The 23,943-nt window shown below is 67.6% G+C and carries 25 protein-coding genes; 7 read left to right on the top strand and 18 right to left on the bottom strand.

From position 1 onward, the window contains the following. The first annotated feature begins 16 nt into the window (after positions 1-16). The gene (locus tag CEX88_RS19205; protein ID WP_094294692.1) at positions 17-1,225 is read left to right on the top strand and encodes an MCE family protein; all 1,209 of its coding nucleotides are present in this window, start codon (positions 17-19) and stop codon (positions 1,223-1,225) included. 5 nt (positions 1,226-1,230) lie between these two features. On the opposite strand, the gene CEX88_RS19200 is transcribed toward CEX88_RS19205, so the two are convergent. From CEX88_RS19200 to CEX88_RS19170, 7 genes are all read right to left on the bottom strand, one after another. Then, positions 1,231-2,022, bottom strand: coding sequence for an SDR family NAD(P)-dependent oxidoreductase (locus CEX88_RS19200; RefSeq protein ID WP_094294691.1), 792 nt, complete (start codon positions 2,020-2,022; stop codon positions 1,231-1,233). After that, positions 2,019-2,642, bottom strand: a complete 624-nt coding sequence (locus CEX88_RS19195) for an Rv0804 family intramembrane glutamic endopeptidase (RefSeq protein ID WP_094294690.1) — start codon at positions 2,640-2,642, stop codon at positions 2,019-2,021. The genes CEX88_RS19200 and CEX88_RS19195 overlap by 4 nt, the downstream gene beginning before the upstream one ends. After that, entirely contained in the window at positions 2,642-4,366 is a 1,725-nt protein-coding gene (locus tag CEX88_RS19190; RefSeq protein ID WP_094294689.1) for an alpha/beta hydrolase, read from the bottom strand. The genes CEX88_RS19195 and CEX88_RS19190 overlap by 1 nt, the downstream gene beginning before the upstream one ends. Then, positions 4,363-6,657 carry a phosphoribosylformylglycinamidine synthase subunit PurL gene (purL, locus tag CEX88_RS19185; protein ID WP_202931577.1) on the bottom strand — a complete coding sequence of 765 codons (2,295 nt, stop codon included), beginning with the start codon at positions 6,655-6,657 and terminating at the stop codon, positions 4,363-4,365. The genes CEX88_RS19190 and purL overlap by 4 nt, the downstream gene beginning before the upstream one ends. Before the next feature lie 69 nt (positions 6,658-6,726). Further along, entirely contained in the window at positions 6,727-7,761 is a 1,035-nt protein-coding gene (locus CEX88_RS19180) for a serine hydrolase domain-containing protein (protein ID WP_094294726.1), read from the bottom strand. Between the two features lie 124 nt (positions 7,762-7,885). Beyond that, entirely contained in the window at positions 7,886-8,242 is a 357-nt protein-coding gene (locus CEX88_RS19175) for a VOC family protein (RefSeq protein ID WP_064395215.1), read from the bottom strand. A gap of 14 nt (positions 8,243-8,256) precedes the next feature. Beyond that, positions 8,257-9,528, bottom strand: coding sequence for a M18 family aminopeptidase (locus CEX88_RS19170; RefSeq protein ID WP_094294687.1), 1,272 nt, complete (start codon positions 9,526-9,528; stop codon positions 8,257-8,259). Between the two features lie 49 nt (positions 9,529-9,577). Here CEX88_RS19170 and CEX88_RS19165 point away from each other — a divergent pair, with 49 nt between their 5' ends. Next, positions 9,578-10,612, top strand: a complete 1,035-nt coding sequence (locus tag CEX88_RS19165; protein ID WP_094294686.1) for a Dyp-type peroxidase — start codon at positions 9,578-9,580, stop codon at positions 10,610-10,612. Continuing rightward, positions 10,612-11,409, top strand: coding sequence for a family 1 encapsulin nanocompartment shell protein (locus CEX88_RS19160; protein ID WP_094294685.1), 798 nt, complete (start codon positions 10,612-10,614; stop codon positions 11,407-11,409). The genes CEX88_RS19165 and CEX88_RS19160 overlap by 1 nt, the downstream gene beginning before the upstream one ends. Positions 11,410-11,426: 17 nt before the next feature. Here CEX88_RS19160 and purQ read toward each other — a convergent pair whose 3' ends face one another. From purQ to CEX88_RS19145, 3 genes are read right to left on the bottom strand one after another with little or no spacing between them, the layout of a single operon-like run. Continuing rightward, positions 11,427-12,101 carry a phosphoribosylformylglycinamidine synthase subunit PurQ gene (purQ, locus tag CEX88_RS19155; protein ID WP_068198534.1) on the bottom strand — a complete coding sequence of 225 codons (675 nt, stop codon included), beginning with the start codon at positions 12,099-12,101 and terminating at the stop codon, positions 11,427-11,429. Next, entirely contained in the window at positions 12,098-12,337 is a 240-nt protein-coding gene (purS, locus tag CEX88_RS19150) for a phosphoribosylformylglycinamidine synthase subunit PurS (protein WP_064348053.1), read from the bottom strand. The genes purQ and purS overlap by 4 nt, the downstream gene beginning before the upstream one ends. A gap of 35 nt (positions 12,338-12,372) precedes the next feature. Beyond that, on the bottom strand, positions 12,373-13,050 hold the full coding sequence (locus CEX88_RS19145; RefSeq protein WP_094294684.1) for an ATPase: 678 nt from the start codon (positions 13,048-13,050) through the stop codon (positions 12,373-12,375). A 46-nt stretch (positions 13,051-13,096) separates the two neighbouring features. Between CEX88_RS19145 and CEX88_RS19140 the strand changes: the two genes are divergently transcribed. Then, positions 13,097-13,750, top strand: coding sequence for an MBL fold metallo-hydrolase (locus CEX88_RS19140; RefSeq protein ID WP_094294683.1), 654 nt, complete (start codon positions 13,097-13,099; stop codon positions 13,748-13,750). 17 nt (positions 13,751-13,767) lie between these two features. On the opposite strand, the gene CEX88_RS19135 is transcribed toward CEX88_RS19140, so the two are convergent. The 4 genes from CEX88_RS19135 to CEX88_RS19120 form a co-directional block, all read right to left on the bottom strand. Beyond that, positions 13,768-15,405: an FAD-binding dehydrogenase gene (locus tag CEX88_RS19135; RefSeq protein WP_066844493.1), complete on the bottom strand. Its 1,638-nt coding sequence runs from the start codon at positions 15,403-15,405 to the stop codon at positions 13,768-13,770. 24 nt (positions 15,406-15,429) lie between these two features. After that, entirely contained in the window at positions 15,430-16,134 is a 705-nt protein-coding gene (locus tag CEX88_RS19130; RefSeq protein WP_094294682.1) for a DUF2334 domain-containing protein, read from the bottom strand. A 69-nt stretch (positions 16,135-16,203) separates the two neighbouring features. Beyond that, complete coding sequence (locus CEX88_RS19125; RefSeq protein WP_094294681.1) at positions 16,204-16,701, bottom strand: glutathione peroxidase; 498 nt, start codon at positions 16,699-16,701, stop codon at positions 16,204-16,206. A 9-nt stretch (positions 16,702-16,710) separates the two neighbouring features. Continuing rightward, positions 16,711-17,268, bottom strand: coding sequence for a TetR/AcrR family transcriptional regulator (locus CEX88_RS19120; protein WP_094294680.1), 558 nt, complete (start codon positions 17,266-17,268; stop codon positions 16,711-16,713). 83 nt (positions 17,269-17,351) lie between these two features. Between CEX88_RS19120 and CEX88_RS19115 the strand changes: the two genes are divergently transcribed. Further along, a complete protein-coding gene (locus tag CEX88_RS19115) occupies positions 17,352-17,801 on the top strand; it encodes a DoxX family protein (RefSeq protein ID WP_094294679.1) in 450 nt (149 codons plus the stop codon). On the opposite strand, the gene CEX88_RS19110 is transcribed toward CEX88_RS19115, so the two are convergent. Beyond that, positions 17,760-19,865, bottom strand: a complete 2,106-nt coding sequence (locus CEX88_RS19110) for a S9 family peptidase (RefSeq protein WP_094294725.1) — start codon at positions 19,863-19,865, stop codon at positions 17,760-17,762. The two genes, CEX88_RS19115 and CEX88_RS19110, sit on opposite strands and share 42 nt — an antisense overlap. 29 nt (positions 19,866-19,894) lie before the next feature. Next, complete coding sequence (locus tag CEX88_RS19105; RefSeq protein ID WP_094294678.1) at positions 19,895-20,794, bottom strand: phosphoribosylaminoimidazolesuccinocarboxamide synthase; 900 nt, start codon at positions 20,792-20,794, stop codon at positions 19,895-19,897. A gap of 31 nt (positions 20,795-20,825) precedes the next feature. On the opposite strand from CEX88_RS19105, the gene CEX88_RS19100 reads away from it, so the two are divergent. Then, positions 20,826-21,443, top strand: coding sequence for a hypothetical protein (locus CEX88_RS19100; protein ID WP_094294677.1), 618 nt, complete (start codon positions 20,826-20,828; stop codon positions 21,441-21,443). Positions 21,444-21,553: 110 nt separating this feature from the next. Next, complete coding sequence (locus CEX88_RS19095; RefSeq protein WP_094294676.1) at positions 21,554-22,435, top strand: type IV toxin-antitoxin system AbiEi family antitoxin domain-containing protein; 882 nt, start codon at positions 21,554-21,556, stop codon at positions 22,433-22,435. Here CEX88_RS19095 and CEX88_RS19090 read toward each other — a convergent pair. Both CEX88_RS19090 and CEX88_RS19085 read right to left on the bottom strand, forming a co-directional pair. Continuing rightward, positions 22,415-22,990: a DUF1707 SHOCT-like domain-containing protein gene (locus CEX88_RS19090; RefSeq protein WP_064428244.1), complete on the bottom strand. Its 576-nt coding sequence runs from the start codon at positions 22,988-22,990 to the stop codon at positions 22,415-22,417. The two genes, CEX88_RS19095 and CEX88_RS19090, sit on opposite strands and share 21 nt — an antisense overlap. After that, positions 22,977-23,939: a tellurite resistance/C4-dicarboxylate transporter family protein gene (locus CEX88_RS19085; protein WP_318284621.1), complete on the bottom strand. Its 963-nt coding sequence runs from the start codon at positions 23,937-23,939 to the stop codon at positions 22,977-22,979. Before CEX88_RS19085 ends, CEX88_RS19090 begins: the two co-directional genes overlap by 14 nt. Positions 23,940-23,943 lie beyond the last annotated feature (4 nt).

Below are 23,943 nucleotides of genomic sequence, written 5' to 3'. Positions count from 1 at the left end.
AACCTACTGTCTCAAAGTGTTTGTCGACCGTCACAAGCCGCCGTACAAGGTGGCCGGTGCGGTGCTGTTGATCGTCGCGACCGTTGCGGCGAGCCTGCTCTACCTCCAGTTCCGCGGCGACCTGAGCCGCAAGGCGCAGCTGACCGTGCTGTCGCCGCGCGCGGGTCTGGTGGTCGAACGGGGAGCCAAAGTGACCTACAACGGAGTCGAAATCGGCCGGGTCAGCGCAATCTCCCATGTCCACAATGCCGCAGGGAAGCCGGCGGAGTTGTCGTTGAACGTCAATCCGCGCTATCTGGAACGCATTCCGGCAAACGTGACGGCCGAGATTCGGGCCACCACCGTATTCGGCAACAAGTACGTCTCGCTGGAGTCTCCGGACGACGCCTCGGCACAACATATCTCGGCCGGGGCTGTGATCGAGGCATCCGCAGTGACGACCGAGTTCAACACCGTTTTCGAGACGGTCATCGCGCTCGCCGAGAAGGTCGACCCGATCAAGCTGAACCAGACGTTGGCGGCGACGGCCGAAGCGCTGAGCGGGCTGGGCGGCAGCGGTTTCGGCGACTCGCTGGTGAACGGCGACCGGATCCTTGACGACCTCAACGCACGGATGCCGGCCATCCGCACCGACACTCGCCTGCTGGCCGATCTCGCCGAGGTCTACGCCGACGCGTCGGCGGACCTGTGGGACGGATTGCGGAACGCCGCGGCCTCCGCCCGCACGTTCAACGAGCACCGCACCGACATCGACACCGCCCTGATGGCAGCACTCGGTTTCGCCGACGTCGCGGCCGACACCATCGAACGCGGCGGCCCCTATCTCGTGCGCGGCGCCGCAGACCTGGTGCCGACGGCACAGCTGTTCGACCACCACAGCCCCGCGATCGTGTGCACCATCCGCAAGTACGCCGAAGTGCAGCCCCGAGTGGCGAAGACGTTGGGCGGCAACGGGTATTCGCTGACAGGCGGTGGCGGCATCCTGGCCGGCGCAGGCAACCCGTACATCTACCCGGACAACCTGCCGCGGGTCAACGCGAGGGGCGGGCCGGAAGGCCGGCCGGGCTGCTGGCAGGACATCACCCGTGACCTGTATCCGACGCCGTACCTGGTGATGGACACCGGTGCCAGCATCGCCCCGTACAACCACCTCGAACTCGGCCAGCCGATGTTCATCGAGTACGTGTGGGGCCGCCAGATCGGCGAGCTGACCATCAATCCCTGAGAGCCTCAGTCGGGGAAGCCGAACAGTTTCACCACGCCGTGGTCGCGCCCGGCGGTGTAACCGCCGTCGACCGCGATCGCCTGACCGGTGACGAACGACGCATCGGGTGAGACGAGAAACGCTGCGACCGACGCGATCTCGTCCGGCCTGCCGCGCCTCTGCAAAGCATGTTCTTCGGTGATGGACTGCAGCGGGCCCTCCATACCCTCCAGTCCCATCACGCTTTCCAGCATCGGGGTGTCGATGAAACCGGGGCAGATGGCGTTGGCGCGGATACCGCTGGGGCCGTAGTCGACTGCGATGTTCTTGGTCAGGATCACGACACCCCCTTTGGCGGCGTTGTAGCTGCTGCCGCCTGCCGTGCCCTCGAGCCCTTCGACGCTGGCCAGCGTGACGATCGCCCCGCGCTCACCGTCTGCCCGCGGTTGTTGGATCATCTTCGCCAGGGCGGCCTTGACCACCAGGAACGTCCCGGTGAGGTTGACCGCGATGACGCGGTCCCACTCTGCGCGCTCGAGCAGGTGTACCGGCCCGCCGCCGGCCACCCCCGCGGCGTGCACGACACCGTCGAGGCGACCACGCACCGCGGCGAAGACGGAGGCGACCGCGGTCTCGTCGGTGACGTCGGCGCTGACGAACTCGAAACCGTCGCCCGGGTTCTCGCGTGGCTCGACCACGTCCGCGCCGATCACGGTGCCGCCCTCGGCGAGCAGGCGCCTCGCGGTAGCCAGGCCGATACCCGATGCCGCACCGGTCACGACGAAGGTGCGCGAACGGGCTCGCCCTGCTGTGCTCATGACCGGGACTCTATGCGCCGCTGCACGGCCAGCGCCGCCAATGCCGCGGCTTCGTTGGCGGCCAGATGGGCCAGCATCGGCGCCACGACGCTGCCCGACCGCGCGTGCAACCACCCGAACAACCAGCCCGCGACGCCGGTGAACAGCACGGTGCCCAGCACCGGGTTGCGCGTGATGCGGGCGTCCATGATGTGCCAGAGACCGAACGCCGCCGCTTGCAGCAGGCGCCCGCCCGCCGGCTGGAACGCGGTCTCGGCGGTGTGGCCCAACGTGGCGCGGTAGGCGACCTCCTCGGGCCAGACGGTACCGATCGGGATGTCGAGCGCCATCCACCGCACGGGATGGTCGGGCAGTTCTCGGGCGGCCATTCCGCGCCGCACCGACGGGATCGCGGTGCCGACGGCGACTCCCAACGCGATCGGCGCGGCGGCGGCCAGCCCGTAGCGCAGGCCCGACCACAGCGCCGGTGGGCGCAACCCGAGCGGAGGACGCGCGAGCGCGTAGACGCCTGCGCCCAACGCGGCATTCCACATCGGATGGAACCGCACCCGGGGCGCGATGAAGCTCCATCCCACCAACGCGACCGCAACGGCGAGCGCCCGAAACCTCCCCGCTCCCATCAGTATTCGGGCCCGTCCTCGGACTCGGTCTTGCTCAGGGCGGTGCGGATCCGTTCGGTGTCCTCGGGAGTCCACCCTGGCGGCGGCGCGACCGCGGCCCACCCGTCGAGCACCAGGTCGCCGTAGTTGTGGCCGTGGCCGCCCGGCACCGAACTCGCATTCGTCATATCGGCGGCGACCTGTCCGAAGGTGACGATCGGATACCACCGCATCGATGCGGTGCGGTCGATGCCGGGCGGTTCGCGCAACCAGTCCGGCCGGGTGAACAGAAGGTCGGTCGACCACCACACGACCGGATCGGAGGGGTGCTGCAGGAACAACACACGCGTACCCTCCCACGGCGTGGCGGCCACCTTCGCGATCTGCGCGGGATCGGTGGCCTGCGAGAAGCGCACGGTGCGGCCGTTGTCGTAGCGAGGTTCGACTTCGGGGGTTCGGGGATCACGCCGCGCGGTGATCGCGCTCCACAGCGGGCTCGCGTTCGGCGGGCCCACCCACAGCACCGACGAGAAGCCCATCCGCGAGATGTCGGGCAGCCAGTCGAACGCACCCTGGCCCGCCATCGAGCCGAGGCTCTCCCCGTAGAGCACGAGCTTGGGTCGCCGGTCCCGCGGAAGTTGTTCCCAACGTTGATGGATGGCGTCGATCATCATGCGCCCGGATTTCATCGACTTCTGCTGGTCGCCGAGGAAGGAGATCCAACTCGGCAGGAAGGAATACTGCGAACCCACCAGAGCGGTGTCGCCGTTGTACATCATCTCCAGCGATCGCGCCGCAACGGGATTGATCCAGCCGGTGCCGGTGGTGGGAACGATCACCAGCAACTCGCGTTCGAACGCGCCCGTACGCTCGAGTTCGCTGAGCAACACCGCCATCCGCTGCTCGTCGGTGTCGGCGGTCTGCAGGCCGACGTACACGCGGATGGGCTCCTTGGCGGGTGTGCCGTTCAGCTCGGACAGTTCCTCGGCGTCCGGTCCGGTCGCCACGAAGTTGCGACCCTGATAACCCAGGGTGTCCCAGGCTGCGAACGACTCCGGGCTGCCCGACTTCTCGGGTTCGAGCGGCTGGACGACGCCTGCCCTGGTCGTGGTGTTCTGCGGCTGGAACACGCGGTTGGCACCGGCGAGGAATCCGCGAACCAGCACACCGTTGATCAGCATGATGGCGAGCACCACGACGATCGCGGTGCCGATGAACAATGCCACTTCGTCGTGTAGATGCCACCGGCGGATGAAGAACCGGGCCATCGTCTTGATGATGTCGAGCAGCACGCGGGCGGTGGCCACGCACGCCGCGCCGACGAACGCCGCGAGCACCAGCGTGCGCAGATATCCGAACGTGGTGGGACCTTCCATGCCCATTACCGCCGACACCTGCCGCTGCCAGGCGGCGGCGGGGATCACCATGAGGATGCTGGCCCCGAGCGCCAGCACAACCGTGGCACTCTTGGCCACCCACAGCACCCGCTTCGGCGGAGGCCACCAGTTGACCCGTCGTAACACGAAGCGGCGCAACATCTTTGCGATGAAGACGCCGATACCGTAGCCGATGGCGGCGTTGATGCCGCCGATCAGGCCCGCGAACAGCCAGTCCCGGGGTAACAGCGAGGGGGTCAGCGACAGGCAGAAGAACAGCGCGCTGAACGCGATTCCGACGAAGTCGAGGCGGAGCAGGCGCCACGCCCAGACATATATGGGGTGTTGGTGTCGGGTGGTTTCACTCACCCGAACAACCTGGGCAGCACGCTCTCCGACGTGCTGCGCAGGTCCTCCAGAGTGACGGTGAACAGGCCCTGAACCTCGATCGCCTCGCTGGCCTGGTCCACCACGCCAGTGCGCGTGGCCGGCAGTCCGCGAGCCTCGCACATCGCGCGGAAGCGGCTCTCCTCGGTGCGCGGCACCGCGACAAGGACCCGTCCCGCCGATTCGGAGAACAGGAACGTGAACGGATCTGTGCCGTCCTGCCATTCCTCGGGAACCACGATGCGACAACCGGTTTCGCCGCGAAGCGCGGCCTCGACGACGGCCTGGATCAGGCCGCCCTCGGACAGGTCGTGCGCCGCGGAGACCAGGCCGTCGCGCGACGCGGCGGTGAGCACCTCGGCGAGCAGTTTCTCGCGCGCGAGGTCCACCTTCGGCGGCAACCCGCCCAGGTGATCGGCGATGACCTGCGCCCAGATCGACCCGTCGAACTCGTCGCGGGTGTCGCCCAGCAGCATCAACGTCTCGCCGGGTTCATCGCCGAAGCCGGTCGGAATGCGACGTCTGACGTCGTCGATCACCCCGAGCACACCGACCACCGGGGTGGGCAGGATCGCGGTGGTGCCGGTCTGGTTGTAGAAGCTCACATTGCCGCCGGTCACTGGAATCGCCAGCGCCGCAGCGCCGTCGGCCAACCCGCGCACGGCCTGGCTGAACTGCCACATGACGCCGGGATCCTCCGGTGAGCCGAAGTTCAGGCAGTTGGTCACCGCGACCGGTGTCGCGCCGGTGACCGCGACGTTGCGGTAGGCCTCGGCCAGCGCCAGCTGCGCGCCGGTGTAGGGGTCGAGCGCGGTGTAACGACCCGACGCATCGGTCGAGAGAGCGATGCCGCGGCCCGTGGTCTCGTCGACACGCAGCAGGCCACCGTCGGCGTCTTCGGCCAGCACGGTGTTGCCCCGCACGTAGCGGTCGTACTGCTCGGTGATGAACGCGCGGCTGCACAGGTGTGGACTGCCAAGCAGCGCAAGCAGAGTCGCCTTGAGCTCGTCACCCGTCGAAGGCCGCGGCAGCTTGGCGGTGGTGTCGGCGTTGAGCGCGTCCTGTGTCTCGGGCCGCTGCACCGGCCGCTCGTAGACCGGGCCTTCGTGCGCGACGGTGCGCGGCGGTACGTCGACGACGGTCTCGCCGTGCCAGGTGATCTGCAGGCGATCGCCGTCGGTGACCTCGCCGATGACCGTGGCCAGCACCTCCCACTTACGGCAGACGGCCATGAACGCCTCGACGTTCTCGGGCGTGACGACAGCACACATGCGTTCCTGCGACTCGCTCGACAGGATCTCGGCGGGCGTCATGTTCGCCGCGCGCAACGGCACCGCATCCAACTCGATGCGCATACCACCGTCACCGGCCGAAGCGAGTTCAGATGTGGCGCAAGATAATCCGGCTCCCCCGAGGTCCTGGATGCCGACCACGAGGCCACCTGCGTACAGCTCGAGACAGCACTCGATGAGCACCTTCTCCATGAACGGGTCGCCCACCTGGACACTGGGCAGCTTCTTGCGTCCCGCAGCACCGCTCTCGTCCCCGCCGAACGTCTCGGACGCCAGCACGCTCACGCCGCCGATGCCGTCGAGGCCGGTGCGGGCACCGAACAGGATGATCTTGTTGCCGGTGCCGGACGCGAACGCCAGGTGCAGATCCTCTTTGCGCAGCACCCCCACACACAGCGCGTTGACCAACGGGTTGCCGCCGTAGGACGCGTCGAACACGGTCTCGCCGCCGATGTTGGGCAGTCCCAACGAGTTGCCGTAGCCGCCGATGCCGCGTACCACCCCGTCGACGACGCGGCGGGTGTCGGGTGCGTCGGGCGCGCCGAAGCGCAACTGGTCCATCACCGCGACCGGGCGCGCGCCCATGGCCATGATGTCGCGGACGATGCCGCCGACGCCGGTGGCCGCGCCCTGGTAGGGCTCGATGTAGGACGGGTGGTTGTGTGACTCCACCTTGAAGGTGGCGGCCCAGCCGTCACCGATGTCGACGACGCCGGCGTTCTCGCCGATGCCGGCCAGCATTGTCTTGCGCATTTCGTCGGTGGTGGTCTCGCCGAAGTAGCGCAGGTGCACCTTCGACGACTTGTACGAACAGTGTTCGCTCCACATCACCGAATACATCGCCAGTTCGGCGTCGGTCGGCCTGCGGCCCAGGATCTCGCGGATCCGCTGATACTCGTCGTCCTTGAGGCCGAGTTCGCGGAAGGGCTGGGGATGGTCGGGGGTGGCGGCGGCTCTGTCGACGGTGTCTACAGTGTTCAAGGCATGGGTTAGCTCCGACGTCACGAGGCCATTCTAGGTTGTCCGCCGTCTCAGGCACCCGACACGCGCTCAGCCCCAGATCCGGGCGAGCGCGTCGGCGAGAGCGCTCGGATCCTGCGTGTCGCTGTTGCAGCTCACCGCCACCGACGTACGACGGTCGCGATCGATCCGGAAGTCGGTGACAAAGCCGCCCCAGGCTCCGTCGTGGCCGAGCGCGCCGTTGGCGTACTCGTAGATGCCCGCACCGTACCGGTCGCCGTCTCCGGTCTCGACCGCCCCGGCGAGCTGGGCGTCGAGCAACGTCCGGCCGCCGACTTCGCCGGTGCGGTAATTGTCCGCCCAGCGCACCAGCTGGCTCGGCGCGGTCTGGATCGATCCGTCACCGACCTGCAGCCATGCGGTGCGCGCTGGCGTGAATTCGCCGTCTGCGCCCGTATCAGGGACCGCGGCGCCGGGGACCGGAGCGGCGGGGTCGAGGACCATGTCCAGCTCGAGCGGCCAGAAGATCCGCGCCGACAGAAATGCCGAGAGCGGTTGCCGCGCCGTCCGTTCGACGATCTCGGCCAGCAGCACGTAGTTCGAGTTCGAGTACTCGAACTCCGTGCCGGGCTCGAAATCGAGTTCGGTCACGGCCCCCAGCGCCCTCAGGGTGTCGGCGTTCGTGGTGCGGTCGGTCAATGTGAAACCGGCGTCTTCGAGCAGCCCCATGTAATCGGGGATCCCGCTGGTCTGATGCATCAGCTGCCCGATGGTGACGCCGGCGGCCCACGGCGGAAGTCCCGCCACGTGCGTCGCCAAAGTGTCGTCGAGCGCGAGCTGGTGCCGGTCCACCAGCAGCAGGACGGCGGTCGCCGTGAACTGTTTAGAGACCGAGGCGATGTCGAACGCGGTGTCAGTTGTCAGATCGGCGCCAGTGGCGATGTCCGCGAGGCCGCGGGCCCCGGCCCAGACCACGGCGCCCTCGACCCCCACCGCCGCGGAGCACCCCGGCTGCCCGTCTGCGACACCGTCGACCAGCACTCCCTGGCTGCGGGCGGGGCGATCGTCGGATTCGACCGCTGTCTCGGCGGGGGGTTCGGGCGCTTCGGCTGCGCAGGCGCTCATCAGCAGCGCGGCCGCGAGAGCCGCCGTCGCCGCACGGACCGGTCGCGTCACAGGATCGACGTTAGGGGGCGCGCCTGGTTTACACCCGCAAAACATTCAGCGGTCCCGCTTACCGAGCGTGCGATCAGGGGTGGTCGGCCGAGCCGATGCAGAACTGGTTGCCGTCCGGATCGGCCAGCACCACCCATCCGAAATCACCCATGCTGTGCCGCCCGAGTTCGGTGGCCCCGAGGTCGACGAGCCGCTTGACCTCCGGCTCGATGTCGTCGGCGCCGAGGTCGAGATGGAGACGATTCTTACCCGGGGTGGGATCGTCGACCTTTTGGAAGCCGAGGCCGGTAGCGCTGCCCGGCTGCGAGACCGTCACGAAAAAACCTGGCGCCATTGGGTTTACCTCGCCGCCCAGCGCACGGGCCCACCACTCGGCGAGCCGGTCTGGATCGGTGCTGTCGAAGGTGACGTTGAACACGGCGAGGGTCATGCGCCGACCCTAGATCACCGCGGTGACAGAAACGCCGTCAACGCCGCGGCATAGGCGGTGACGTCGCCGGCGCCCATCACCTCCCGAGCGGAATGCATGGCCAGCTGCGGAGCACCGACGTCGACGGTCGGGATGCCGGTGCGCGCCGCGGTCATCGGCCCGACCGTCGACCCGCACGGCAGGTCGGCCCGGTGTTCGTAGCGCTGCAGCGGCACCCCGGCTTGCGCGCACGCCAGCGCGAACGCCGCGGCGGTGCGCCCGTCGGTGGCGTACCGAAGGTTCGGCTGCACCTTGAGCACCGGTCCCGCATTGACCTCGATCAGGTGTCCCGGTTCGTGGCGCTCCGGGTAGTTCGGGTGCGTGGCGTGCGCCATGTCGCCGGACGCCACCATCGAGCCGGGCAGGCGCCGCAGGAAGTCCTCGCGCCCGCCGCCCGCGCTGAGCGTGAGGCGCTCGAGCACGGTCAACAACAGGTCGGACTGGGCGCCGTGGTCGGACTGCGAGCCGACCTCCTCGTGGTCGAAGAGCACCAGCACCGGCGAATATCCGCTCGGCTCGGCCGCCAGGAACGCCTCGAGCCCCGCGTAGCAGGTCACCTGGTTGTCCAGCCGCGGGGCGCTCACCAGGTCGCGGTCGGCGCCGACGAGCCGCGACGGGGCCAGGTCATGGGTCATCAGGTCGGCGCCCAGCACGTCGTCGGCCGCCACCTCTGCATGCTCGGCCACGTGTTCGAGGAAGGACCTCGGTCCCTTCTGGCCTGCAGGGTCCGCGCCCCACACCGCGTTGACGTGGCGCTGCGGGTTCAGCTCGACGGCCTTGCGGTCCTCGGCGAGGTGGATGGCCAGTTGCGGCACCCGCAGGATCGGTTCGTCGATCCGGATGAGCCGGTGCACCAGTCCACTGCCGGTGCGCACCGACAACCGGCCGCTGATCCCCAGATCGCGGTCGAGCCACGAGTTCAGCCACGCGCCGCCGTAAGGCTGCAGCGCGACCACCCGCCAGCCGGCGACGAACCGGTCAGGGTGCTGTTTGACCCGAAGGTTCGGGCTGTCGGTGTGGGCGCCGACGATCCGAAACGGGGAGTTACGGCTACCCCCGTCGGTCCGCCAGGCGATCAGCGATCCGGCCCGCACGACGAAGAAGTCGCCGTGGGTGGGCCAGGCGTCGGCTTCGGACAGTTCGCGAAAGCCGGCCTCGCGCAGGCGCGACGCAGCCGTCTCGCAGACGTGGTACGGCGACGGCGACGCGTCGATGAACTCGCAGAGGCTCTGGGGGCTAGCTGCCATTCCTTCATCTTTACCGGTGAATCAAGATCAATGACGCTAGGGTCCAGATGTGCCCGAGATCCAGCCCCAACCGGTGCTCGAACCGTTGACGCCTGCGGCCGTCTTCCTGGTGGCGACGATCGTCGACGGTGGGGAGGCAACCGTGCACGACACGTTGCCCGATATCTCGGGGCTGGTGCGGGCCATAGGTTTCCGCGACCCGGCCAAGCGGCTATCGGCGGTCACCTCGATCGGCTCGAAGGCCTGGGACCGGCTGTTCACCGGCCCTCGACCGGCCGAACTGCACCCCTTCACCGAGATCCGCGGCGACCGCCACCACGCCCCGGCCACCGAGGGCGACGTGTTGTTCCATATCCGGGCGGAGTCGATGGACGTCTGCTTCGAGCTGGCCACCAAGCTGGTCGATGCCATGGACGGTGCGATCGCGATCGTCGACGAAACGCACGGCTTCAGGTTCTTCGACAACCGCGACCTGATGGGTTTCGTCGACGGCACCGAGAACCCCGACGGTCCGCTCGCGCGCTCGGCCACCCAGATCGGCGACGAGGACCCCGATTTCGCGCGCGGCTGTTATGTGCACGTGCAGAAGTACGTGCACGACATGGCCGCGTGGAACTCGCTGTCGGTGGAGGACCAGGAGCGGGTGATCGGGCGCACCAAGCTCGACGACATCGAACTCGACGATGCGGTCAAACCGACCGATTCCCATGTCGCGCTCAACGTGATCATCGACGACGACGGCAACGAACTGAAGATCGTGCGGCACAACATGCCGTTCGGACAGGTCGGCAAGGGCGAGTTCGGCACCTACTTCATCGGGTATTCGCGGACGCCGGTCGTCACCGAGCAGATGCTCGACAACATGTTCCTCGGCGACCCGCCCGGCAACACCGATCGCATCCTGGACTTCTCGACCGCGTTGACGGGCGGCTTGTTCTTCACCCCGAGCCTCGACTTCCTCGACGATCCTCCCCCACTGCCCAATTCGGTCGGCGCCGATCAGGACGAACCGGCGCCGCCCGTGGCCACCTCCGCCGAATACGAGGGCTCGCTGGCCATCGGCAGCCTGAAAGGAACCCGCTGATGAACAACCTGTACCGCGACCTTGCGCCGGTCACCGAGGAGGCCTGGGCCGAGATCGAGCTCGAGGCGACACGAACATTCAAGCGCCACATCGCCGGTCGTCGTGTGGTGGACGTCAGCGAGCCGGGTGGGCCCGTCAAGGCAGCGATCAGCACCGGCCACCTGCGTGACGTGACGCCTCCGGGCGACGGCGTGGTCGCGCACCTGCGGGAGGCCAAACCGCTGGTGCGACTGCGCGTGCCGTTCACGGTGTCGCGCGCCGCGATCGACGATGTCGAGCGCGGTTCGCAGGACTCGGACTGGGATCCGGTCAAGGACGCGGCCATGAAACTGGCGTTCGCCGAGGACCGGGCGATCTTCGAGGGCTATGAAGCGGCGTCGATCGAAGGCATCCGGGCGTGCAGTTCCAACACCGCGCTCGCGCTGCCCGACGACGAGCGCGATATCCCCGACGTCATCTCCCAGGCGCTTTCCGAGTTGCGGCTCTCCGGTGTGGACGGGCCGTATTCGGTACTGCTGTCGGCAGAGGTGTACACGAAGGTCAGCGAAACCACGCAGCACGGCTATCCGATCCGCGAGCACCTCAACCGGCTGGTCGACGGCGATATCATCTGGGCGCCCGCCATCGATGGCGCGTTCGTGTTGTCAACGCGTGGAGGCGATTTCGACCTGCAGCTGGGCACCGACGTGTCGATCGGCTACCTGTCGCACGACGCGGGAACCGTGCAGTTGTATCTGGAGGAGACGCTGACGTTCCTGTGCTACACCGCCGAGGCCTCGGTGGCCCTGACCCCGTGACCTTCTTCGCCCGCGTCCTACGCGCTGAGGACGCCGTCGAGTGCGCTGTAGAAAAGGCCCAGCCCGTCGTCGGACGGTCCGGTCAGCGCCTCGGTGGCGTGTTCGGGATGCGGCATCAGGCCCACGACGCGTCCGTTGGCCGAGCTGATGCCTGCGATGTTGCGCTGTGAGCCGTTGGGGTTGTCGCGGTACCGGAACACCACGCGACCTTCGCCCTCGAGCTCGTCGAGCACCTTGTCGCTGGCCACGTACCGGCCCTCGCCGGACTTCAGCGGAATCAGCACGTCGGCGCCGGCCTCGTACCGCGATGTCCACGCCGAGGAGTTTGACGCCACTTCCAACCAGATGTCGCGGCAGACAAAGTGCAGCCCGACGTTGCGGGTCAACGCGCCCGGCAACAGGCCGGACTCGCACAGCACCTGAAAACCGTTGCAGATCCCCAGAACCGGCATGCCGCCATCGGCAGCCCGGATGACCTCGCCCATCACCGGTGCGAACTTCGCGATCGCTCCGGCGCGCAGATAGTCCCCGTAGGAGAACCCGCCGGGCACCACCACGGCGTCGACGCTCTTCAGATCGGCATCGGCATGCCACAGTGAAACGGGCTCGGCGCCTGCCAACCGAACGGCGCGTGCGGCGTCGACGTCGTCGAGGGTGCCCGGAAATGTGATGACGCCCACACGTGCCGTCATGATTGCTCCCTGCTGACCGACCAGTCCTCGATCACGGTGTTCGCCAGCAGCGATTCCGCGATCTCGGCCAGGGTGTCGTCGTCGATGCTGTCATCGACCTCGAGCTCAAAACGCTTGCCCTGCCGAACATCTGAGACGCCGTTGAAACCCAGACGGCCCAATGCGCCGACGATCGCCTGCCCCTGCGGGTCGAGGATCTCGGCCTTGGGCATCACGTGCACCACCACCCTTGCCACGCGTCAACTGTACCGGCGGTTCCGTCGCGCGCGACTCACCGGCACGAACCGAGATACGCGTCGCACAACGGGGCGGCCAGCGCGTCGAGCACTTGCGCGTCGGGCATCGGCGGCCATGGCACCTGCAGGGGCAGCGTCGACCACAGTGCGAGTTCGACGAGGCTGCCGCTGGTGGGATGGGCCAGCAGATACTGGTGCACCACCTTCTGTCCCGAGACGCTGATCACCGCGGCGAGGCGCTCAGGATCGGCGGTGGTAATCGACGGCGACACCAGAGGCGCCGTCAACTGGCAGGTCCGCAGCCGCAACTGCGCCGAGCTGAGCACCGAGCGGGTGAGGGGCCCGTTGTGCGCGACATCCCCGCGCCAGTGCAGCACCTGCGCCCGCAAATGCCACTGACCAGCCGGATTGGTCACTTGCGCCCTGGCAGCCACGACGTAGTCGCGCGGGTCGGCAGGCACGGGCGGGCTGGCGCAGAGTTCCTCGAACAGAAACCGCGGCGCGGGGGCGGTGACCGCCAGCCCGGCCAGCCCCGGCCACCGGTACACCGAGGCAAGCGGCAGCGCGCTGGAGGTGGGCCATGCCACATCCGGGATCGCATCGCAGATCGGCGGGCATACGCCGGGGACCGCCCGCGCGGGTGGGCCGGGCACAGGGCCGACCGTCAACGCCACGCCGAACGCGGCGAGGGCCACTGCAAGCAGCAATCGCACGACTCAACTACCCCCTGAACACGGCCGGCGCCGCCACAATATAGGCATGCAATTGACCCATTTCGGACATTCATGCTTACTGGCCAATTTCAAGAGTGATTCCGGCGACGAAGCGACGATCCTGTTCGACCCCGGCGTCTTTTCGCACGGATTCGAGGGCATCACCGGCCTGTCGGCGATCCTGGTCACCCATCAGCATCCCGACCACGCCGACACCGAGCGGCTGCCGGCCCTGCTCGACGCCAACCCACAGGCCGCCTTGTACGCCGATCCGCAGACCGCCGCGCAACTCGGCGACCCCTGGCGCGCGGTCAACGTCGGCGACGTCCTTACCATCGACCACCTGACCGTGCGGGGCGTCGGCGGCAAGCACGCGGTGATCCACCCGGAGCTGCCGGTCATCGACAACATCTCCTACCTCGTCGACGACGGCACCCATCGCGCCCGGCTCATGCATCCCGGTGACGCCCTGTACGCGCCCGGCGAACCGGTCGACGTGCTCGCCACCCCCGCGGCCGCGCCGTGGATGAAGATCTCCGAAGCGGTCGATTACCTGCGCGAGGTGGCGCCGACGCATGCGGTGCCCATCCATCAGGGAATCATCGATCCGAGCGCCCGCGGGATCTTCTACAGCCGGCTAACCGAGATGACCGACACCGATTTCCAGGTGCTCGAACCCGAGGACGGCACGCAATTCTGATTCGCGGTTCTTCGAAGTCAGGCCGTGTCGCGTGCGGCCGCGCGGCCCGCCGCACGCCCGGAGAACACACAGCCGCCGAGAAACGTGCCCTCCAGCGACCGATAACCGTGCACCCCGCCACCGCCGAAGCCAGCCGCCTCCCCGGCGGCGAACAGGCCGTCGAACACGTTGCCGTCGGGCTTGAGCACGCGCGCGTCGAGATCAGTTTCCAATCCGCCCAACGACTTTCGCGTGAGGATGTGCAACTTCACCGCGATCAGCGGCCCCGCCTTGGGATCGGTCAACCGGTGCGGTGCCACGACGCGGCTGACGCGGTCGCCGAGGTAGTTGCGTGCCACGCGGATCGAGGCGATCTGCGTGTCCTTGGTGAATTTGTTGGCCACCTCGCGGTCGCGGGCGGTGACCTCGGCCTCGACGGTCGCGTAGTCCAGCGGCAGCACATCGGGGACGTCGTTCATCGCCGACACCAGGCCGCGCAGCGAGTCGGCGCTGACGAAGTCGACGCCACGGTCGACGAACGCCTGCACGGGCGCAGGCGCCCCGGCACGGACCCGGGCCAACACATCGCGGATGCTGCGGCCGGTGAGGTCGGGGTTCTGTTCCTGACCCGACAGCGCGAACTCCTTGGCGATGATGCGGGCGTTGAGGATGAACCAGGTGTAGTCCTGGCCGGTCTGCGCGATGTGTTCGAGCGTGCCGAGCGTGTCGAAGCCGGGATACAACGGCGACGGCAGCCGGTTGCCGTTGGCGTCCAACCACAGTGACGACGGCCCGGGCAGGATGCGGATCCCGTGCAGCGGCCAGATCGGGTCGTAATTCGTGATGCCCTCGGTGTAGTGCCACATGCGGTCACGGTTAATCACCCGCGCCCCCGCCGCTTCGGTGATGCCGATCATGCGCCCGTCGACGTGTGCGGGCACGCCGGACAGCAGCTGTTCGGGCACGCGGCCCATCCGGTTGGGCCAGTTCTGCCGCACCAGGTCGTGGTTGCCCCCGATACCGCCACTGGCAACGATCACCGCCTGGGCGCGAAATTCGAACTGTCCAACCGGTTCTCGCGAGGTGGCCACGCCGCGCGCCGCGTCGGAGGGTTCGAGCACCGTTCCGCGAACGCCGACGACGGCACCGTTGGAGACGATGAGCTCGTCGACCTTGTGCCGGTGCGCGTACCGGACCCGCCCGGTCAGCCGGCGAGCGAAGATGTCGACGATCGCGGGGCCGGTGCCCCAGGTGATGTGGAATCGCGGCACCGAGTTGCCGTGTCCGCGCGCATCATATCCGCCGCGCTCGGCCCACCCGACGAGCGGGAACGTCTGCAGGCCGCGTTCGCGCAGCCAGCCGCGTTTCTCGCCGGCGGCGAAATCGACGTAGGCGTACGCCCATTGGCGCGGCCAGTGGTCCTCCGGCCGGTCGAAGCCCGCCGAGCCGAGCCAGTCTTGAAGCGCCAGCTCGTGGCTGTCGCGGATACCCAGCCGCCGCTGCTCCGGGCTGTCGACGAAGAACAGCCCGCCGAACGACCAGTACGCCTGGCCGCCGATGTTGTTGGCGTTCTCCTGGTCGACGATCAGTACGCGCCGGCCGCGCTCGACCAACTCGCAGGCCGCCACCAGACCCGCCAGCCCGGCTCCGACGACGATGACGTCAGCATCTGCCATGGCCGCCACGTTAGCGGGCGGGTGCTAAGCGGCGGCGGTCATTGCGGCGTCCGGACACCACTTGTAGACATCGGGCGCGCATCGGTGCATGAGTGCGAGGTCGACGGCGTCGAGCATCGCGTGTCTGATGCCCGGCCTGCGCAAGTGGCGGGCGGCGACGGCGACTCGTACGATTCCGCCTCGCCGGGCCGTCCGCTCGGCCGACAGCACCAGCGTGCGGCACCACCAAGGTTCGCGCAGGAAGCCTCCACCGACACCGAGCACGCGCGACCGCACAGTCGCTCCGCGAACCAAATCGGTGATGTCTGTCAGCCCCGCGAGAAGACGAAAGCCCCTGCGCGGCAGCACCAGTGCGGTGCCATCGGATACGGTCCATCCCGGTGCCGCGAACAGCCGCGTACGCAGACCCATGTGCTCCATCACGCGGTCGGCGGCCATCAGCCGCAGGCCGGCCTCGTGTGCGGGCAGCGTCGCGAACTCGCCGCGGCGCTTCTTGGTCGCGGCTTCGTCGAAGCCGTGTAACACGATGGCGCCACCGCAGTCCCGCCGGGCGGCGAGCCACTCGACGGTGGCGCCGTCTTCCTCGAGCCGGTAGCCGCCCTTGATCCTCGGCGCCACCAGCAACGAAACCGGCACACCCCGGGCGTCGAGCTGCGCGCAGAAGTCTGCGACGTCGGGCATCGTTCGATCGGTGATGCCGGAGAGGGAGACGATCAGCTGTCCTGCCACGCCGTCAGTGTGGCAACCGCAGGTGTCGCAACGGTTTACAACACGCTGATGGCTGGTGGCCATCGAACGCTATTGCGGCAGGACGCCCTCGATGGCCGCGATCACCTCGGGGGCATCGGGTTCGGTGCGCGGCCGGAACCGCTTGACGACCGCTCCGCCCGGTGCGAGCAGGAACTTCTCGAAGTTCCACTGGATGTCGCCGGCCTCACCGCTGTCGTCGGGCGTCTTGGTCAACTCGGCGTACAGCGGGTGCCGGTCGGCGCCGTTGACGTCGGTCTTGGCCAGCAAGGGGAACGTCACGCCGTACGTCGTCGAGCAGAACTCCTGAATTTCCTCGGCCGAACCGGGCTCCTGGCCCATGAACTGGTTGCACGGTACGCCGATCACGGTCAACCCGCGGTCGCTGTAGTCCTTGGCCAACTGTTCGAGCGCGGTGTACTGCGGAGTCAGACCGCATTTGGAGGCGACGTTGACCACCAGCGCGGCGCCGTCGGCCAGTTGGCCGAGCGTGGTGTCGCGGCCGTCGAGGGTGGTCACAGCGATATCGGTCAGCGGAGTCTGGGGCATGCCCGCACGTTACCCGGTCTCGAACAGCATGCCCGCGACCCGGTGCACGGTGGCCATCGGATCACCGTCGGCGTCGATCGCCTTGTTGAGCCACAACAGCGAAAAGCCGTGTACCAGTGACCAGGCCGCGAGCGCCGCCGCCTGAGGGTCCTCTGCGGCGCGCGGATCGTCGAGGGTGCCGACACCCTGCCTCAGTTGCGCACCCGCCGCATCCCGGGCCGATTTCAACTCCGCGTCGCCCGGGTCGACGAGCGAGCGGTCGAACATCACCGCGTAGTGCCCGGGATGGTCGAGTGCGAACCGCACGTACGCCAGTGCGGCATCGATGAATTCCGGCTTTGCCTCGCCGAGCGCAACGGCCAGCTTGCGCCAGCCCTGCGCGGCCAGCGCGGTGAACAGCCCGCGCCGGTCGGTGAAGTGGTGTGCGGGCGCGGCATGCGACACCCCCGCGACCCGTGCGAGCTCACGCAGCGAGATTCCGTCGGCGCCGCGCTGGGCGACCAGGCTCGCCGCCTCGGCGAGGATGACGGCCTTCAGATCGCCGTGGTGATAGGACGCCCTGCTCATGCGGCCATCATAGCCGAAATCTTGACACTGGCTAGATTCGTGCCTACCTTCGCAACTAGTCACTGTCAAGATTGGAGGCCGTCATGGCTGTACTCGTCACGCTGATACTCGGGACGCTCGGCGCCCGGCTGGTCGGCTTGTCGGGCGTGGACTACGTCGACAGCTGGCCGTCGGCGATCGCCGTCGGACTGGCCGCGATGTTCGCGCTCACCGGCGTCGCGCACTTCGTCAACCCGCTGCGCCGCGACATGATCGCAATCGTTCCGCCGCGACTGCCCGCCCCGGCGCTGCTGGTCACCGTCACCGGAGTGCTCGAACTCGTCGGCGCGGTGGGTCTGCTCTATCCGCCCACCCGCACCGCCGCAGCGGTCGGCCTTTTCGTGCTGATGATCGCGATGTTCCCGGCCAACGTCTACGCGGCACGGATGCCCGACCCGCCGAAGTCGATGACGACCCGGCTGGACCTGCGCACCGCCGAGCAGATCGTGTTTCTAGGGGCGGCGCTCGTGATCGGCCTGGGCAGCGTCCAGTAGCCAGGCGTACTGGAATGCGGTTTCTTTCCAGCGTTCGTATCGCCCGCTGATACCGCCGTGGCCGGCATTCATCTCCGTCTTCAGCAGTACGGGATGACTGTCGGTCTTGGCATGGCGAAGCGCGGCAACCCATTTCGCCGGTTCGACGTAGTACACCCGGGTGTCGTTGAGCGACGTCATGGCAAGTATGCGCGGGTAGTTCCTCGCCTCGACGTTCTCGTAGGGCGAGTAGGACTTCATGTACTCGTAGACGTCCTTGTTCTCCAACGGGTTTCCCCACTCGTCCCACTCGGTGACCGTCAGCGGCAGCGACGGGTCGAGGATCGTGGTGAGCGGGTCGACGAACGGCACCACCGCGAGAACGCCCGCGAACAGCTCCGGAGCCATGTTGGCAACGGCGCCGACGAGCAGACCGCCCGCGCTGCCCCCGTAGGCCACCAGGTTCTCCGGCCGGGTGACGTCGGTGTACACGAGATGCTGTGCGGCGGCGATGAAATCGGTGAAGCTGTTCTTCTTCTCGAGCATCTTGCCGTGCTCATACCATGGCCGGCCGAGTTCGCCGCCACCCCGGACATGCGCGACCGCGAACACCATTCCACGGTCGAGCAACGACAGTCGCGCGATGGAGAACCGCGGATCTTCGCAGGCCTCGTAGGCGCCGTAGCCGTACAGCAGCGTGGGCGCCGGATACTGCAAGCCGATCTTGTGCACGATCGAGATCGGTATCCGCACACCGTCCGGCGCGGTCGCCCAATCACGCCGCTCCACATAGTCTTCGGGCCGGTAGTCGCCGAGCACGGGCTGTTCGCGCAGCAGCGTCCGTTCGCCGGTGGCCAGGTCGACGTCGTAGATGCGCACCGGGGTGGTGTAGGAGGTGGAGCCGATGCGCAGTTTGGGTGCGCTCCAATTGGGGTTGGCGCTCAATCCCGCCGACGTCAGCTCGGATTCGAAGGTGAAGTCTTCGGGACTGCCGTATTCGCCGCCGGGGTGGAGGGGCCAGAGCTGGATCCTCGGCAGCGCCTCACTGCGGTAACTGACGACGAGGTGCTTTTCGAAAGCGTCGACCGAATCGAGGCGGACGTCGGCGCGGTGTTCGATCAGGGTACGCACCGCAGTGGGGTCGCCGACTGGCACCTCGACCAGGGTGAAGTTCTCGGCACCGTCGTTGTGCAGGATGAGAAACCGGTCCTCGCCGCCCACGACGGCGTGCTCGACGGAGTACTCGACGAAGTCGCGGCGCGGCCACACGATCGTGAATTCTGCGTCCGGGTCGGTCGCGTCGGCGTAGCGCACCTCGGAGGTGACGGCGCTGCCCGCGGCGATGATGACGTACTTGTCGCTGCGGGTGCGCCCGACACCGAGCCAGTACCGCTCGTCGGGTTCGTTGTAGACCATCTGCGCGGGCTGGCCCGAGCCGAGGCGGTGTCGCCAGATGGTGTCCGGGCGCCACGCGTCGTCGAGGGTCGAGTAGTAGAGCGTGCGGTTGTCGGCCGCCCACGTCGCGCCCGGACCGATACCGGCGATGGTGTCCTCGTACAGTTCACCGGTGCGTAAGTCCTTGAACCGCAGCGTGTACCGCTCGTCACCTTTGAGGTCGACCGAGTAGGCGAGGATGTTGCCGTCCAAGCTGACCGAGGCGGCGCCGAGCGAGAAGAACTCGTGGCCTTCGGCCTCGACGTTCTCGTCCAGCAGCACCTGTTCGCCGGGGACCTCGGTGTTCTCGTCGAGCACCGGGGGCGTCCAGTCGTCGAGATCGGCGACAGGGCAACGGCAGTGCACGCTGTACTGCTTGCCCTCGAAGCTGCGGCCGTAGTACCACCACGCGTCGCGCCTGGTCGGTACAGAGAGGTCGGTCTCCTTGGTGCGAGCCTTGATCTCGTCGAAGATGGCCTGTCGCAGGGACGCAAGGTGCTCGGTGACATGCTCGGTGTAGGCGTTCTCGGCCTCCAGATGCGCGATCACCTCGGGGCTGGTCTTGTCGCGCAGCCACTCGTAGGGATCGAGGAACACGTCGCCGTGATGCTCACGCCGGGTGTCGACGCGCTTGGCCACCGGCGGCTTCATCATCTGTTGATTCGCTCCGCAAGCGTCGCTCATGCACCGATCCAGTCGTCGAACTTCAGACCCGAAATGCGTTCGTAGGCCTCGATGTAGCGGGCGCGAGTGGATTCGACGACGTCCTGCGGCAACGGTGGCGGAGGGGTATCGCCGCCGCGGTCCCATCCCGACTCTTCAGAGGTGAGCCAGTTGCGGACGAACTGCTTGTCGAAGCTGTTCTGCACGACGCCTTCTTTCCAGTCGTCGGCTCGCCAGTACCTGCTCGAGTCGGGGGTGAACACCTCGTCGGCCAGTCGCAGTTCACCGTCCTCGTCCACGCCGAACTCGAATTTGGTGTCGGCGACAATGATTCCCGTGGTCAGAGCATGCTCGGCGCCGCGGCGGTAAGTCTCCAGTGTCCGATCGCGCAGTTGTTCGGCCCGCTGCTGACCGATCAGCTTGACCACGTCGTCGAACGAGATGTTCTCATCGTGTTGGCCCAGTTCGGCTTTGGTCGCGGGGGTGAACAGCGGCTCGTCGAACCTGCTGGCCTCGACCAGCCCGGCGGGAAGCGGGATACCGCATACCGCGCCCGTCTTCTGATAGTCGATCAGCCCCGAGCCGGTGAGGTAGCCGCGGGCCACCGCCTCCACCGGCAACATCTCGAGCTCCCGTACGACCAGCGCGCGGCCGAGCACGTCGGCGGGGATGCGCTCGTCGTCGGGTGGACCGGCGAGGTGATTGGGCGTGCCTGCGGTCCGGCTCAGCAGGTCGAAGAAGAACACGCTCATCGCCGTCAGGATGCGGCCCTTGTCGGGGATCTGCGAGTCGAGGACGTAGTCGTAGGCGGAGATGCGGTCGCTGGCCACAAAGAGCAGCGTCTCGTCGTCCACGCGATACAGCTCGCGAACCTTGCCGCTGGCCAGATGTTGGTAGTCGGACAGAGCGGGGCGCATCGGGCCAGCCTATCGGGCAGCATCTACAGCCATGACTTCGCGGTTTATCCCCTATGCCACCACACCGTCGCGGATCTTGGCCCAGCTCGTCAGCGACTTCGTCGTGATCGCCTGGACGACGGTGTGGGTGCTGGTCGGCATGGCTGTGCACTCGGCGGTCTCCACGATCGCGGCGGTGGGCCGCCAGGTCGAGGCCGGTGCCAACGGTGTCTCCGACAACCTCGATGCGGCGGGCGAGCGCACCGACGGCTTCCCGCTGATCGGCGACGCGCTCAGCAAGCCGTTGCGCGCGGCCAGCGAGGCAGCACTCGACATCGCAGGCGCCGGTCACAGCCTCGACACCACGGCGTCGTGGCTGGCGTGGGTACTGGCGCTGGCGGTGGCCGCACCGCCGATCCTGTTCGTCGCGATGCCGTGGCTGTACCTTCGGCTGCGCTTCTTCCGCCGTAAATGGACCGCGATCACGCTGGCCCGCACCCCCGCCGGTGAGCAGCTGTTGGCGTTGCGCGCGCTCGCGAACCGGCCGCTGGCCAAGCTGGTCGCCGTGCACGCCGATCCCGTCGAGGCGTGGCGTCTGCACGATGCCGACGCGATTCGCGGCCTCGCGGCGCTGGAGTTGCGCTCGTCAGGCGTCGCCCGCCACCTCTAACCGGCTCCGCCGCCGCGATTTGTGCACATCGAGGAGCGCTCACCGCTCCCGGATGTGCACAAATCGCTCCGAAGGAACCGTCCGGAGCCGCCGATGCGTCGAACTGGAACATGCTCGACGACCATCTTCGGCAGCACGACGGCGTGATCACGCTGGCGCAGGCTCTACACTGCGGCCTCAGCAGGCACGCGGTAAATCGGCGTGTGCGATCGGGCCATTGGCTTCGGTGTTCCCCCGGGGTGTTCTTCGCCAATGACCGAGCCTTCACCGACTCCGCACGCATCAGGGCTGCGGTGTGGTCTCTCGGTCCGCGAGCGACCGCCAGCGGATTGGCGGCGGCATGGTGGCACGGGATCACCCGGTTCGCCCCGGACAAAGTCGAGATCACGATTCCGCGGGTGAGCAACTACCGACCGAGACCCGGCGCCCGGCTGCGGCGGCGCGATCTGTCGCCCCGTGACGTCGTCGAGCGGGCCGGGCTGCGGATCACCGCCATGCCGCTGACCGTGATCGAAGCCGCGGTCCGACGCGGCGGCGGACCGAAACTGATGGACGCCGCCCTGCAGCGTCATCTCGAGCTCGCCCAACTATGGAGCGCGCATCTGCGCAACAAGGGCAGACACGGTTCACCGGCCGCACGGCGACTCCTTCGTGCGGCCGAAGACGGTGCGCGTTCCGAAGCCGAACGACTCTTCGTCAAGCTCCTGCGCGACGCCGGATTCACCGGCTGGAAGACGAACCATCCCGTCGGTGGCTACAAGGTGGACGTCGCATTCACCCGAGCGAAGGTGGCGATCGAGGTCGACGGTTGGGCGTTCCACACCGACAGCGAGGCATTCCAGATCGACCGCAACCGGCAGAACGTGATCGCGCTGTTGAACTGGAAAGTGTTGCGTTTCACCTGGCTTGACTTGACAGCGTATCCCGAGCGGGTGATCGCCGAGGTGGCCGCCGCGACCAGTCAACAACCCTCATCCCAACATGCGCCGTAACGTGTGACCGAACGGATAGCGCGCAGTCACCGACCCGAATCGCACCCGGCCGCGCGCTACGAGATGCAGCTTCTGCGAGGGCGGGCCGTACGGCACCTTGAGAGTGGTGCTGCCTGCGAATGTCTCGACGCCGTTGAGGTCGGCGGTGGCGCCGTCGGGCAGGATCAGCTCCGTCGAGCTGAGGTAGTCATCGATGTCCAGGACGACGGTCGGGCTCTGCAACGTCGCGGCGGTGAAGTCGAGCGTGGTGTCGCACATCCGGGTGTTGAGGTCGATGCGCGCAGGTACCGTCCACGGTCCGCGTCGCGAGATCGACGACATCCGACCGCGCAGCTGTTCGCCTCCGACCGCAACGGGCTGCATCGCATCCGTCGAGGGCAGGTCGGCGATCACCTCGCGCAGCTCTCCGCGGGTCCGCGCGGCAAGCACGGCGTCGATCCGCTCGCTGAACTCATCGAGCGTGAGCATGCCTTGGCCGACTGCCCGTTCGAGCAGTTGCCTCACATGATCGCGGTCGGCGTCGGAAATCCGCACGTTCGCGTCATCGATGTCCATGCCCCGAGGGTAGGTGGCGGAACCGCGCGCTCACTCGCAGCACTCCGGCGATCGAGACAGCGATCCACGCAGCAAACGCTATCCAGAAGAAGACCAGCGAAATCGTCGGTAGGCCATGCCATCCGGTCTCTACCGCCATGGCATCGCTGGCCGCCGAGTACATGCCCAGCGGGAAGACCATCGTCCACCACACGCCGGCGAACCGCCGGGCATCCGGCCGTCCGAGGTGCCGCACAGCGAAGTACACGAGCGGCGGAATCCATGCCGACGCCAGACACCACGTCGCGACGGTCACCCCAAGAACGGCGTCGATGCCTGCGCGATGGATATGGTCGCCGGCCAACGTCGCGATCGCGAGCCCACCCATCAATATCCACGCGTCGGGCTCGAACCCACCGGGATCCAGACGCGCAGCGAACGCACGCGCCAGGATCAGCGCGGTCATGACCCCGTAAATCGCGAGGGCAACGATCCATATCGCGACGGCGATCAGCAGTAAGGCATGCCACCCCGTGTCGTGCGCAAGGGCGACCGCGACGATCGCCAAACCGGACGAGCCGACGCTGCACAGTTCCCACGCCCCGCGTGCCCGCCCCTGCAGTTCCGTCCAGGACCGACTCGCGAAGTTGCGCGCTGTCAGGACGATCAACACCGACCACACCAGCGCGGCAGGTACGGCCAGAGCCCACATGATCGCCGAGTTCGCCATCAACCGGCTGTCGAGCACCGCACACGCCGCCACGAACGTGAACAAGCCGATTGTCACATCGAGGTCAGACAAATCGGGCGGCCGCCGAAGCCACGAAACCACAGCTGCAGCAACGAGAACCAGCAACGCAAGGACAGCCAGCACGGCCAGAGCGCCACTGACGTACGTCAAACCGTGGTCGACCGCGGCGATGGAGACGATACCGGTCGCCATCACGAACGCGAACGCGTCGGGCCTCACCGCC

The sequence above is a fragment of the Mycobacterium neumannii genome (assembly GCF_002245615.1).
Taxonomy (GTDB): Bacteria; Actinomycetota; Actinomycetes; order Mycobacteriales; family Mycobacteriaceae; genus Mycobacterium; species Mycobacterium neumannii_A.
The sequence above is the reverse complement of the archived record's forward strand: the minus strand, read 5'-3'. Positions and strand labels throughout refer to the sequence as shown.